The 11,685-nt window shown below is 65.3% G+C and carries 13 protein-coding genes; 5 read left to right on the top strand and 8 right to left on the bottom strand.

The genetic code is table 11. The features are described from left to right. Positions 1 to 181: 181 nt before the first annotated feature. The 5 genes from AB1451_08915 to glpD form a co-directional block, all read right to left on the bottom strand. Positions 182 to 664, bottom strand: coding sequence for an alpha/beta family hydrolase (locus AB1451_08915; GenBank protein ID MEW6683030.1), 483 nt, complete (start codon positions 662 to 664; stop codon positions 182 to 184). Positions 665 to 667: 3 nt separating this feature from the next. Beyond that, a complete protein-coding gene (locus AB1451_08910; GenBank protein ID MEW6683029.1) occupies positions 668 to 1,678 on the bottom strand; it encodes a kelch repeat-containing protein in 1,011 nt (336 codons plus the stop codon). Between the two features lie 325 nt (positions 1,679 to 2,003). Continuing rightward, positions 2,004 to 2,531 (bottom strand): universal stress protein, encoded by a 528-nt coding sequence (locus AB1451_08905; protein ID MEW6683028.1) that lies wholly within the window; start codon positions 2,529 to 2,531, stop codon positions 2,004 to 2,006. A 435-nt stretch (positions 2,532 to 2,966) separates the two neighbouring features. Continuing rightward, the gene (locus AB1451_08900) at positions 2,967 to 3,275 is read right to left on the bottom strand and encodes an MTH1187 family thiamine-binding protein (GenBank protein MEW6683027.1); all 309 of its coding nucleotides are present in this window, start codon (positions 3,273 to 3,275) and stop codon (positions 2,967 to 2,969) included. A 163-nt stretch (positions 3,276 to 3,438) separates the two neighbouring features. Further along, positions 3,439 to 4,992 carry a glycerol-3-phosphate dehydrogenase gene (gene glpD / locus AB1451_08895; protein ID MEW6683026.1) on the bottom strand — a complete coding sequence of 518 codons (1,554 nt, stop codon included), beginning with the start codon at positions 4,990 to 4,992 and terminating at the stop codon, positions 3,439 to 3,441. A gap of 189 nt (positions 4,993 to 5,181) precedes the next feature. On the opposite strand from glpD, the gene AB1451_08890 reads away from it, so the two are divergent. From AB1451_08890 to AB1451_08870, 5 genes are all read left to right on the top strand, one after another. Further along, the gene (locus AB1451_08890; protein MEW6683025.1) at positions 5,182 to 5,685 is read left to right on the top strand and encodes a MogA/MoaB family molybdenum cofactor biosynthesis protein; all 504 of its coding nucleotides are present in this window, start codon (positions 5,182 to 5,184) and stop codon (positions 5,683 to 5,685) included. 66 nt (positions 5,686 to 5,751) lie between these two features. Next, complete coding sequence (locus tag AB1451_08885) at positions 5,752 to 6,027, top strand: YciI family protein (GenBank protein ID MEW6683024.1); 276 nt, start codon at positions 5,752 to 5,754, stop codon at positions 6,025 to 6,027. Then, entirely contained in the window at positions 6,024 to 7,121 is a 1,098-nt protein-coding gene (locus tag AB1451_08880) for an aldo/keto reductase (protein MEW6683023.1), read from the top strand. Before AB1451_08885 ends, AB1451_08880 begins: the two co-directional genes overlap by 4 nt. A 386-nt stretch (positions 7,122 to 7,507) precedes the next feature. Then, positions 7,508 to 7,888, top strand: a complete 381-nt coding sequence (locus tag AB1451_08875; GenBank protein MEW6683022.1) for a thioredoxin domain-containing protein — start codon at positions 7,508 to 7,510, stop codon at positions 7,886 to 7,888. A gap of 91 nt (positions 7,889 to 7,979) precedes the next feature. Then, a complete protein-coding gene (locus AB1451_08870) occupies positions 7,980 to 9,272 on the top strand; it encodes a diguanylate cyclase (protein MEW6683021.1) in 1,293 nt (430 codons plus the stop codon). A gap of 11 nt (positions 9,273 to 9,283) precedes the next feature. Here AB1451_08870 and proC read toward each other — a convergent pair whose 3' ends face one another. The 3 genes from proC to AB1451_08855 are packed head-to-tail and all read right to left on the bottom strand — an operon-like array spanning position 9,284 to position 11,590. Next, entirely contained in the window at positions 9,284 to 10,108 is an 825-nt protein-coding gene (proC, locus tag AB1451_08865; protein ID MEW6683020.1) for a pyrroline-5-carboxylate reductase, read from the bottom strand. Beyond that, positions 10,108 to 11,142, bottom strand: a complete 1,035-nt coding sequence (locus tag AB1451_08860; protein MEW6683019.1) for an LOG family protein — start codon at positions 11,140 to 11,142, stop codon at positions 10,108 to 10,110. Before AB1451_08860 ends, proC begins: the two co-directional genes overlap by 1 nt. After that, the gene (locus AB1451_08855; protein ID MEW6683018.1) at positions 11,111 to 11,590 is read right to left on the bottom strand and encodes a hypothetical protein; all 480 of its coding nucleotides are present in this window, start codon (positions 11,588 to 11,590) and stop codon (positions 11,111 to 11,113) included. The genes AB1451_08860 and AB1451_08855 overlap by 32 nt, the downstream gene beginning before the upstream one ends. Positions 11,591 to 11,685: the final 95 nt, after the last annotated feature.

Below are 11,685 nucleotides of genomic sequence, written 5' to 3'. Positions count from 1 at the left end.
ACACCTGGTCCGGTTCGTAGGGCCGATACGTCTTGCTCATGGGGCCTCCGTTCGTCGCAAGGGTCCCGCGAACTATACACGAAATGGATAGCCGACACAAGCCGATTACTCGGACAGGCTCCTAGGCACGCGCTCGCCCAAACTACCTAAGAAAAGTTGCGTGAGATGGCCGCGCTTTTCTCTATGCGATACCGGGGTTGCGGTTCACGCGTGTCGCGCCTGGTTTGCCTGGCGCGTGCAACGGAAAGCCGAAAAAGACCAGCCCGCGCACGCGCGCGGAGACATCCGACGCGGCGGGGCCGCGGCGCTCGGCAAGCGCGTGTGACGTCATGCGCCCGCCCAGGGATTTTCCGCCCACAAGCAGCAGCAGATCAGGCACGGCGTCCGCCGCGGCGGCAATGGCGGCGCGCACGGTGGCGATCAGCACCGCGGGAGGATCCGGTCTGGGACGGCCATGCTGCCTGTAGGGAAACTGGTAGCGCAGGGTGGCCACGCCGCAGTCGGCCAGTTCGCGCGGCAAGGCCTCCATGAACGCATGGCGCATCCCCGCCCCCGCGCCGTGCGCCAACACGAGCAGCCAGCGCGCATCCCGAGGCCGTTCCAGCAGCGCAGCGACGTCGCCCACCGCTTCCGAGACGCGCAACGGGAGTTCTTTGGTCTGCAATGACTAGTCCTGAGGGATGAACACTTCGTTCAGATCGCTGAAGGACCCTCCGGGAGTGGGGCCGCCGCCGAGGACATGAATGCGCCCAGCCACCACCGCGGACCCGAGGCCGTGGCGCCCTGTCGGCATCGGCGCCAGGGCCAGCCAGGTATCACGGCCCGGATCATACACCTCGTTTTCGCGGAACGTGCCCTCCCCGCTTTCGCCGCCGAACACGTAGATCTTCCCGCCCACCTCGGATGCGGCGATGCCGCTGCGGGCGGTCGGGAGATCCGCGACGCGGGCCCAGCGGTCGGTCGCCGGGTCGTACGCTTCCACGACGGCGAGGTTCCGTCGATAGTCGCCGTTTTTGCGTCCGCCGATCGCATACACCTTCCCGGACACGGTCGCGGCCGCGAGATGATCGCGAGGGGTTGGTAGCCGCGCGCGAGAGGCCCAGTGGTTGCGCACCGGATCGTAGACCTCGACCGCCGCGCTATTGGCCTTCCCGTCGTAGCCGCCGATGGCGTACAGCTTCCCGTCGTGCACAGTCACCGACAATGCCCCGCGAGCTGTGGGCATGGGCGCGCGCTCGGCCCACGCGTCCACGGCCGGATCATAGGCATACACCGTCGCCACAGGCTGCCAGCCGCTGAGCCCCGACTGCCGATACCCGCCGACGACAAACAGCCGCCCACCTGTCACCCCCAGACCGACATGATGCAGACCGACCGGCATGGGCGCCTTGGCAGTCCATCGATCTGTGGAGGGATCGTAGACTTCGAGCGCCGGAGTGATCGCCAGCCGCATGACGTTCCCCAAGCTGGGCTTCGCAAATCCGCCCACAACGTAAATCTTGTCGGCCAACGACCCGGCCGCCACCTCGGTTCGCTTCGTGGGCGTAGGCGCCGCCGTGCGCCAGACACCTCGATCCGGTTCGAGCTGGGCCGATAGGCCGGAGACCGGCAACGCGACGAGGCAAAGCCCGGAGAGGAACAGTGCCAGGACTGAAACCGGCGTCAGCTGCGTGTTCATCGCATATTCTCGGTCCTCTATCGACACTAGTAGTGATCACAACCTAAAATTTTAAAAGAACGTCCCCACCAGGTTGCTGGGCGTTCCTATCCACGGAGCTTGTGGACAACATGGGGATAACAGTCGCGATTGATCGCCTTTACCTGCATTTAATGCGCGACTCAACGCTTTGCCTAATTTTTGGACCCGCTATTCCGCTGAAGATTCAAATAGATCGACTCATCTTGAGCCGTAGCCCGATTTCGTATTTTGGGAATTCCGGAGATTTTCAGCCGTCCACAAGCGGTCGAAATGCACGCCCTTACCCGCCCGGCCCCATCCCTCCTTACGTGGGAGCGCCCGCTGGACCGTGTGGTGTGCGCACCGTCAAGACCGGGCAGGACGCCAGACGCACGACGCGCTCGGCCACGCTCCCCATGAACAGGTGGCTCACACCCCGTCGACCGTGCGTGCCCATCACGATGAGGTCCGCGCCGAGGGCCCGGCCTTGGGCGACGATCTGCTCGTACGCCGGGCCTTGGAGGAGGCTGCGGCTGGAGGACACGCCGTCCTTCTTCAGGTCCTCCACCACTTGGTCAAGCGCCGGTTCGACCGCGCGCTGGATCAGGGCATAGACGTCCAGCAATTGCGGCGACTGCGTCATGCTTCTCACCATGGAGTCGGTCCCAACTCGCTGCATCGTTTCCGTCAGAGTGGATGCGAGCGTTTCGATCACGTGCAGCAGGACGATCTTGGCTTTGAACACCTTGGCCAGGGTCTTCGCGTATTCGAGCGCAAGCTGCGCGCCCTCCGAAAAATCCGTTGGAACGAGAATGGTCTTGATGTCATACGGCTTGGCGGCTCCGGTCGGCATGCAGGGTCCTTTCCTGGGCTTGGGGCCTTCGGTGGAAGCCAGCTTAGTCCGTGGAGCGCTCGTGGGTCAAGGAATCGGGTGGGGACCAGAGGGATGAATTTGCGAACTCTTCTCCGGTCAGCTGCAAGGCTCAGCCAAAGGGGCTATCCACGAACTCTGTGGACAACATGGGGATAACTATCGCGATTGAACGCCCTTACGCGCATTTAACACGGGAATCAACGCTTTGCCCAATTTTTGGACCCATCATACCGCTTAAAATTCAACGAGATCAACTCATCTTCAGGCGTAGCCCGTTTTCGTATTTTTCAAATTTCGGAGATTTTCAGCCGTCCACAGCCCGAACAGAAATGTCGAATCCCGACGCGCGCGTCACGACCGCCCGGCATGGCCGCGACCCACCGGAAAGGCGCGGCCGCTACGCCGAATGGAATGTCAGGTTCGCACCTTTCGTTTCAGCCGTCGCTCCACGCTGGCGATCTTTGACTCCAGCCGGCCGCGGGGACCTTTGCGGTAGTCGACGCGGATGCCGATGGTGATGCGGCGGCAGTCTTTGCGCATGCGCTCGTAACATTTCTTCACCACGCCGAAAACCTCGTCCCACTCGCCTTCGAGCACAGTGCCCATCGGGTTCAAGCGGTACGGCACGCCGCTCTTGTCGATGATGTCCAGCGAACGCGCGACGTATCTGCCCACGCTTTCGCCCTTGTCCATGGGGGACATGCTGAATTCGAGCAACACCATAGCCTGTTCTCCTTATTGGTCCGAATAGGCCGAGCGTTGAGTCCGTTCAGGAAAGCGCCAGATGCAAGGCGCCGTGAGCAACCGCACCGGAGCGTACGTTGTGAGTACGTGAGGAGCGGATGCGGAGCGGCAACGCAGCAGATGGCCTTTCATGGACGGACTCTTAGGCTGCCAAATATCGGCTGACCGACTCTTCACGCGCATCCGCGTCCCAGCCCAACAGGGCAGCCATGCGTTCAGCCACTGTGCGCGTGATCGCCACGTCGTGCCGGTGCGGCCCCAGGGCAATGGGCAGGCGCCGGCGAAGCACGTCTTCGACCGTGCGCGCCAGTTCGTGCTCCACAGCGAAGTCCACCTGGGCCTCGACCCACGGCAGGTCCGGATGCAACCTCCGGCCGGCGCCGCGCTGGGTGATCAGATCCAACAGCGCGTCGGTGCGCGAGCCGTACATGCCGACCAGCGCCTCGAACTGCGCGTCGTCCAATCCCGCGCTCCGGCTGCGTTGGCGCCACGCGTGACGCTCGGCGTCCAGGATGGCTCGGCCACCGACCAATGGCGTGTCGGACGTCCGGCACGGGGAGAGTCCTGGTCGTCCCACGCGTTCGACGATGCGATTGACCACGCGCTCGGCCACGGCGCGCGCGGTGGTGAATTTGCCGCCCGCGATCGCAATCACGCCGTTGGGGTCTTCGGCGATGAGGTCTTCGCGGCTGATGGCCGACGCGGACTCCCCTTCCTCGTACGCGAGCGGCCGCACGCCCGCAAACACCGCTACCACGTCGGTCTCGCGAATCGCCACGCCCGGCAGCGCCTTCTGAATCTCGTCCAGCAGGTAGCGTCGTTCGTCGTCGGTACAGGTCACCTCAGCCGGGTCCCCCGCGTAGTCGAGATCGGTCGTGCCGACCAGGGTGTGGCCCTGCCACGGGATCGCGAAGAAGACCCGGCCGTCCCTGCCTGCGGAAAGGACCAGGGCGTGCTCGCGCAGCAGCGGCGGCAACACGAGGTGCGCGCCGCGCGTCATGCGAATTCGACGAGCGGGGCCGTTCGCCATCGCGCTCACGCGGTCCAGCCACGGTCCAGCCGCGTTGACGATCACGCGTGCGAAGATCTCGCGTTGGCCCACGCGCACGCCGTCAACGCGCCCGTTCGCGACGATCAGACCATCCACCCGCGCGTACGTGTCGATCCGCGCCCCGGCCGCGGCGGCCGACAGCGCCACTTCCAGGCACGTTCGCGCGTCGTCCATCTGCGCGTCGAAGAACCGCGCCGCGCCCGCGAGATCCGCGTGCTGCAGCGCGGGCTCCAGCCGCTTGGTTTCGGCCGCCGAGAGCATGCGATGCGGCTCCACGTTGCGGTACAGGGCGGCCACGTCGTAGAGCACCATCCCCACCCGGACGAGCCACGGCGGACGCCCCGCGGCGCGATAGATGGGAAACAGAAACGGCAACGGCCGGACCAGATGCGGGGCGATGCGCAGCCAGACGGCGCGCTCGCGCGCGCCCTCGGCGACTAAGCGAAACGCGAACTGTTCGAGGTAACGCAGCCCGCCGTGGATCAGTTTGGAGGTGCGGCTGCTGGTGCCGCTGCCAAGATCACCCTGCTCGAACAGGGCCGCGCGCAGACCGCGCTGGGCCGCGTCGTACGCCACCCACGCACCCATGATGCCGCCGCCGACCACGGCCAGATCATACGTTTCTTTCGTCGACGGGTCGTTCACGCCACTCCGTTGCGGAATTGACGCCGCAGCGCGCGTTACTATAACATAGGCCTCTGAGAGCGTCGAGGCGAATCGTCCGGTGGGCGAGTTGAACCTTCCTGCAGCAAGCTGCGGGGGATGCGCTCGCCATGCACTTTCGTTGACACGCTTTTTGAACCCACGGTAAGATGCTCCTCCTCCGGAGGGGCGATGGCACACTCGGAACACCGGGCGCAGGCTCCGCGCGAAGTCGCCTGTTACGTCGTGACGTGCAGCGACACGCGAACCCCGGCCGACGACCGATCGGGCGACGCGATTCGCGAGCTGCTCAAGGCGCACGATCATCGGGTCACGGGGTCGATCGTGGTCAAAGACGACCCGGACGCCATCGTCGAGGTGTTGGCGCGTATTGCGAGGGATGCGGGCACGCAGGTGGTGATCCTGACCGGCGGCACGGGGCTGTCGAGTCGAGACTCGACGTTCGAAGCCGTGGATCGGCTGCTCGAGAAACGGATCGACGGGTTCGGGGAATTGTTCCGATGGCTGTCGTTTCAAGAAATCGGACCCGCAGCCATGCTCAGCCGGGCCACCGCCGGATTGTACCGCGGCAAAGTCGTCTTCTCGCTCCCCGGGTCCGAAGGCGCGGTCCGCCTGGCCCTGCACAAGCTCATTCTGCCCGAACTGGGGCACGTGGTGTGGCTGGCGCGACGGTGACCTCCCGCCCGCCGGCCGCGACCCTGCCCGGCTTCCCATATCGGGTGATTGGGATACACTCCTAACGTGCTGTTCGCGATCATCGGCACCGACGGACCTCACGGCAAGGCGCGGCGGCCCTCGCTGCGCGAGGCTCACCTTGCGCGCATCGACGCCCTCGTAGCGCAAGGGCGTCTGGTCCTGGCCGGACCGTTCGGGGACGGCAGCGGAAGCCTGATCGTGATGGCCGCGGATTCGTTGGAGGAGGCTCGTTCGTTTGCGGAAGGCGATCCCTACGTGACCGGCGGCGTGTTTCAATCCATTGACGTTCGCCCGTTCGTGAAAGTCCGGCCCACCCCATGACTGTGGCGCGCCACGCCACGCCCGAGGGCACGGCCGCGTTCGCCGCGGAGCGGCGACACTACGGCGCCGCCGACACCCCGAGGGGGTTCGACGGGTTGACGCTGTCGTCGGTGGGAATCGGCACCTACCTCGGACCGTCCGACACGGTCACCGACCGCATTTACGAGGCCGCCATTGCCAGGGCGTTCGATCTGGGCTGCAACGTGGTCGACACCGCGATCAACTACCGCTGCCAGCGCAGCGAGCGCGCGATCGGCCGGGCGCTGGCCGAGGGCAAAATCCCCCGCGAGCAAATCATCGTGTCCACCAAGGGCGGCTACATCCCCTACGACGGCGAGCCGCCCGCGGACCCGGCCGCCTACTTCCGCCAGACGTTTGTCGCCTCTGGGCTGCTCGACCCGCAAGACGTGGTGTCGGGCTCGCACTGCCTGGCGCCGCGGTTTTTGGTCCACCAGATCGAACGGAGTCTGGCCAACCTGAACCTCGCGTGCATCGACGTCTATTGCCTCCACAACCCTGAAATGCAGTTGGAGGAGATCCCGGTCGACCGGTTTTATGAGCGGATGAGGGCCGCGTTCGAAGCGCTGGAGGGCCGCGTGGACGCGGGTCAGATCCGTTGTTACGGCATCGCCACGTGGAACGGCCTCCGCGCGTCGACGGGCGCCGCCGGGTTGATATCTCTCGAGCGCCTCGCGGCTCTGGCGCGCCAACTCGCTGGGGAGCGGCACCACTTCCGCGTGGTCCAACTACCGTACAGCTTGGCGATGCCCGAGGCGTACGTGCGCAAGAACCAGACGGTTCGAGGGACCGCGATGACGCCGTTCGAGGCCGCATCGGCGCTCGATCTCTACGTGGTGGGCAGCGCGGTCCTCTACCAGAATCGGTTGGCGCAGGACCTGCCGGGCGAGATTCGATCGCGCGTGACCGGGGTGGAGACCGACGCCCAGCGGGCGATCCAGTTTGCCCGATCCACTCCCGGCATCGGCACCGCGTTGGTGGGCATGAAACAGGTCTCTCACGTGGAGGAGAATCTGCGGGTCTTGGCCGCGCCCCTTCTCAACGCCGCGGACATCGACGGCCTGGTGCCGCGGTAGGGCGAGATGGCTTTTGAAATGGAGAACCCGAGTGACAAGGTCAACGGCGTCTCGCAGTGCTTCGCCACCTGGAAGGAAGGGGCGATGAGCATTCCCGTGCCGACGGCACGGCGCAGGGTCTCGGCGCGGGAGCCTGCACCGCGCCTATGAGCGCGGATCACACCCGGCGAAGCGTCCTCGCAGGCGGCAGCAATACGCGCCTGCGTTGCGTCTCGCAAGCGAGATTGACACACTGCGTATGATCAACATCAACGGCGTCTCGCAGCCTCGGCGCGGGAGCCTGCACCGCGCCTATGAGCGCGGATCACACCCGGCGAAGCGTCCTTGCAGGCGGCGAAGCAATACGCGCCTGCGTTACGTCTCGCAAGCGAGGTAAGGAGATCGGCATGACTGAATCCGGAGAACTCGTCAATCTCAAGACCGCGACGGAAGCCAACTGGAGCGACGTGGTGCTGCAGTCCGACCTTCCGGTGGTGGTGAATTTTTTCGGCCCCGCGTGTGAACACAGCCAGAAACTCAGTCCCGTGTTCGCGTCGCTTTCGCACCGCTACGTCAACAAGATGCGATTCGCCAAGGTGGATGCGAACGCCGAACGCGCGCTGGTGACGCGCTACGGCGTCCAAAGCACGCCGACGCTGCTCTTCTTCGTGTCGGGCCGGCCCTATTTTATGGTGATCGGGGAAGCGCCCAAGCACCAATTCGAATCCGAACTCGACCACATCCTCGCACAGCACAAGCGCTGTATGGCGCGGTCCTCCGCCTTGTAAGGTCCTGTCCGTCGGAACATCGGCCGCGCTCTGCTATACTCTGCGCGACGGCTACAGTCCGTCACACCATGGCTCACACAAGGAGGTGACCGTGTCGTCCCACCCGCCCGTCTCGTCGGGGAATGCCTTTGCTCCCACAATCCTCGTGGTCGGCGAGAGTCCGGACCGTCCAGCCTTGGTCCGGGCGCTTGAACACGAGGGGTACCGCGTCGAACACGCGGCAGCCGACGAGCCGTTGGTCCCACGAGTCGTCGAGACCGCGGCGTCGCTCGTGATCCTGGACGACGGCGGCGGAGGTCGTACCGCGGCCGCGTGGTGCGCAGACCTGCGTCGGGACTCTTCCCTGCCCGTCGTTCCAGTCATTGTCTTGGTCCACGAGACCAACTGGGACAATCGCTCCGCAGCCCTCGACGCGGGTGCCGACGCGGTGTTCTCCGCGTCCCCTGACCACAATCGCCTGCTTCATCGCATCGAAGAGCTGATCGGCGTCGCGACGGAAAGCGACGCACCGGCGGTCTTGGCGCTCGGCGATGATCGGCGCGCCCTGAACGACATCGCGGACGCGCTCCAGCACGTGGGCGTACGGACCCTGACGTGCCTGGATCCTCGCGAAATCTTCAGTACGCTCGGCTCCACGATTCCGGATGCGCTCGTGATCGGGGCTCGGTGTGGACAGGTCAACGGCCTTGACCTGTATTTCGCGCTCAAACGCCAGGACGGGCTTGACCACTCCCCCGCATTGTTCGTGACCGACAACGGCAGCGACGCCGAGCGGCTGGTCGCGCTGCGCTTGGGGTTCGACGACTACATCACCCGTTCCGACCGCCATGAACTCGCGCGCAGGGTGCTGACCCGAGTGACCAGAAGCCGGTTTTTCAAACACATCGCGAATCGCGATCCGCTCACCGGCGTGCTGAACCACCGTGCGTTCGTCGACCGCCTCAGCCACGAGTTGGAACGCGCCGCTCGGTACGACTTTCCGTTCACGCTGGTTCTGTTGGACCTCGACCGATTCAAGCAGCTCAACGACCGCTTCGGGCACTTGGCCGGCAACCGGGCGCTCCAAGAGCTGGTGTTCTTCTTGCGGCGCAAGGTCCGCAAGAGCGATCTGATTGCCCGCCTGGGCGGAGACGAGTTTGCCGTGTTGATGATCCAGGCCTCCAAGAACGCCATGCTTCCCAAGTGGGAGGGGCTCTGGGAGATGTTTCGCGCCACGCCGCTCCCGGTCTCAAAAGACGGCAATTCGACGCATCTGGAATTCTCGTTCGGGATGGCCTCGTGGCCGGAGGATGGCGAAGCGGTCGAGGAGTTGATCGCGAGGGCCGATACCAACCTCTACCGGTTCAAGGCACGGCCGCACGCGAGACGCTCGGACGCCGCCTGATCGTGTGCGGCCTAGCCGGTTTTCCCGAGTTCTCTGGAACGCTTGGTGGCCGCTTCAACGGCTGCGACGACGGTGGCCCGGAATTCCCCGGCTTCCAGCGCCGCGAGCCCGGCAAGCGTGGTGCCGCCGGGGGAGATCACCTGCTCGCGTAACGCGGCCGGCGACGCCCCGGTCTCAGCCACCAGACGCGCCGAGCCAACCACGGTCTGGACCGCCAGCGCCCGCGCCACGCCGGGGGGAAGGCCCATTTTTACGCCCCCGTCGATCAGGGCCTCGATAAAAGAAAAGACGAACGCGGGACCGCTGCCGCTCAAACCCGTAACCGCGTCGAGCACCTCCTCCGCAACCTGCGCCGCCGTTCCCACCGCGCCGAACAGGGCTTCGACGGTCTTGGCGTCTTCGGCACGCGCATCCGGACCCATAGCGTAGGCCGCGGCTCCACAGCCGATCAGTAACGGCGTGTTGGGCATCACGCGGGCCAGGCGTGTTCCAGGCGGGAGGTGGGCCGCCAGGCGCGCGAGGGGCACTCCGGCGGCGATCGACACCAGCAGGTGCTTTGCGGTCACCGCGGTCCGGATTTGGTCGAGCACGCCGTCGATCACCTGCGGTTTGACCGCCAGCACCACCACGGACGACGCCGCGACCGCGGCGCGGTTGTCCGCGGCCGCAGCCACGCCCGTGTCGTCCACCAGCGAGCGCAGCAATCCCGGCGCCGCGTCCGCCGCGGTGATGCGGTCTGCGGAGCACAGCCCCGCCCGAATCGCCCCGCGAACGAGCGCCGACCCCATCCGCCCCACGCCGATGACACCCAACCGGTCGATTGCGGGGCGCGCCATCAGTAGCCGAGGTTGATGCGGTCGATCAATTGACGCAGTCGGCCCGAGTTCTTCCGGTTGAACCAGAACAGCAACCGGGGCAGATGCAGGACATCCTGGTCGTTTCGCTCTTCGGGCAGCGCCGCGCCCTGCTCGATCTTCCCTTGACTGAGCAGATCAGCGAACTCGTCGTTCAGCGCGTCCAGCAAGTCCTCGGGCATCGGGCGGTTGAGGCGGAAAACCAGGCGCCCGCGTACGTAGCGCGAGGAGTGATAGTTCTTGTAGAAGGAGATGATTTCATTCACCGCGATATCGGTCCGGTCCGTAATCGTGAACAGGTACAAGTCCTCGGGGGAGATCAACCCCCGGCCCAACAGGTGGCGGACATTGTACTCGCGCCACTCGGCCCAATAGGATCCGCCGGGTTCGTCCACGAACACGATCGGCACCGGCGGGCTTTTCCCGGTTTGTTGAAGCGTGAGCGCTTCGAAGCCCTCATCCATCGTCCCCCATCCGCCCGGGAACAACGCCAGGGCGTGGCTTTCTTTGACGAAGATCAACTTGCGCGTGAAAAAGTACTTGCAGGCGATGAGCTTGGGGTCTTCGTGAATGAACTCGTTGGGCAGTTGCTCGAAGGGCAGATCGATGTTGATGCCGAAGCTGCGTTCGCGCCCGGCTCCTTCTTGCGCCGCCCGCATGATCCCGTCTCCGGCTCCGGTGATCACCATATAGCCGCTCTCCACCATCGCGCGGCCGAACGCCACGGCCTGCCGGTACGCCGGCGCCTGCTCGTTGGTGCGGGCGGATCCGAAGACCGCCACCTTGCGAATGTGCCGATACGGGGTGAAGGTCTTGAACGCGTACCGAAGCTCGCGAAACGCGCGGGTGATGAGCTTGACGTCGCCGCGGTCGGCTTGTTCCGTCAGCAGGCGGTGGATCGTCTCCACCAAATCAGCGAACAAGTCCGCGTCGCCCGAGGCCTGCGCCAAGGGCGCCAATTCCGCGGCGACCTTCTCCAGATCTTTAACCGCCTGAGGTTTGGTCCGTTTGGCCATGGGGATTCGATTGATCGTTCCAGGATGCCACCAGACGCCGCACCGCGTCTTTCAATTCCGGGATCTCCGCCGCGTTGTGGCGGATCGCACCGAGCACCTTCTCCAGCCGCGCGCGACGCGCCAACTCCCGGTCCTTCGCCTCGAGCCGATCCAGCATCGCGTAGGCGTCAGCGCGGACGGATTCCAGTCGCGGCCGCGCCGCAACCAGCGCCGCCACGACCGAGGCGGGGGCACGTTCTCGAACCGGTATCAACCCGAACGTGCCGTCCGTGAACAGCACCACGGTGGTGTCCGGCGCCGGAAGAACCGCATCAATGGTCTTGCCTTGCGCGTCCTTCCAATCGCTCAGGAGCCCCGGAAACGCCATAGCAAACGCCACCTTGGCGCGATTGGCCTCCCACTTGGCTTCGGGCGAAACGGGCTCCTCCGGAGGTGGCTCGGGATTCAAGCCCATTGTTTCCCTTGACGCGGCCGAGAACTCGGGCCGCGGAGCCCGTTCAGGAACGGGCCAGATGCAAGGCGGAGCGAGCACCGCACCGCAGC

The organism is Nitrospirota bacterium (genome assembly GCA_040757335.1).
Lineage (GTDB): Bacteria > Nitrospirota > Nitrospiria > 2-01-FULL-66-17 > 2-01-FULL-66-17 > JBFLXB01.
The sequence above is the reverse complement of the archived record's forward strand: the minus strand, read 5'-3'. Positions and strand labels throughout refer to the sequence as shown.

Coding starts and splice junctions, on each gene's coding strand:
- AB1451_08910 (MEW6683029.1), bottom strand. CDS start 1,678: ATGAACACGCAGCTGACGCCGGTTTCAGTCCTGGCACTGTTCCTCTCC.
- AB1451_08905 (MEW6683028.1), bottom strand. CDS start 2,531: ATGCCGACCGGAGCCGCCAAGCCGTATGACATCAAGACCATTCTCGTT.
- AB1451_08900 (MEW6683027.1), bottom strand. CDS start 3,275: ATGGTGTTGCTCGAATTCAGCATGTCCCCCATGGACAAGGGCGAAAGC.
- AB1451_08890 (MEW6683025.1), top strand. CDS start 5,182: ATGGCACACTCGGAACACCGGGCGCAGGCTCCGCGCGAAGTCGCCTGT.
- AB1451_08880 (MEW6683023.1), top strand. CDS start 6,024: ATGACTGTGGCGCGCCACGCCACGCCCGAGGGCACGGCCGCGTTCGCC.
- AB1451_08875 (MEW6683022.1), top strand. CDS start 7,508: ATGACTGAATCCGGAGAACTCGTCAATCTCAAGACCGCGACGGAAGCC.
- proC (MEW6683020.1), bottom strand. CDS start 10,108: ATGGCGCGCCCCGCAATCGACCGGTTGGGTGTCATCGGCGTGGGGCGG.
- AB1451_08860 (MEW6683019.1), bottom strand. CDS start 11,142: ATGGCCAAACGGACCAAACCTCAGGCGGTTAAAGATCTGGAGAAGGTC.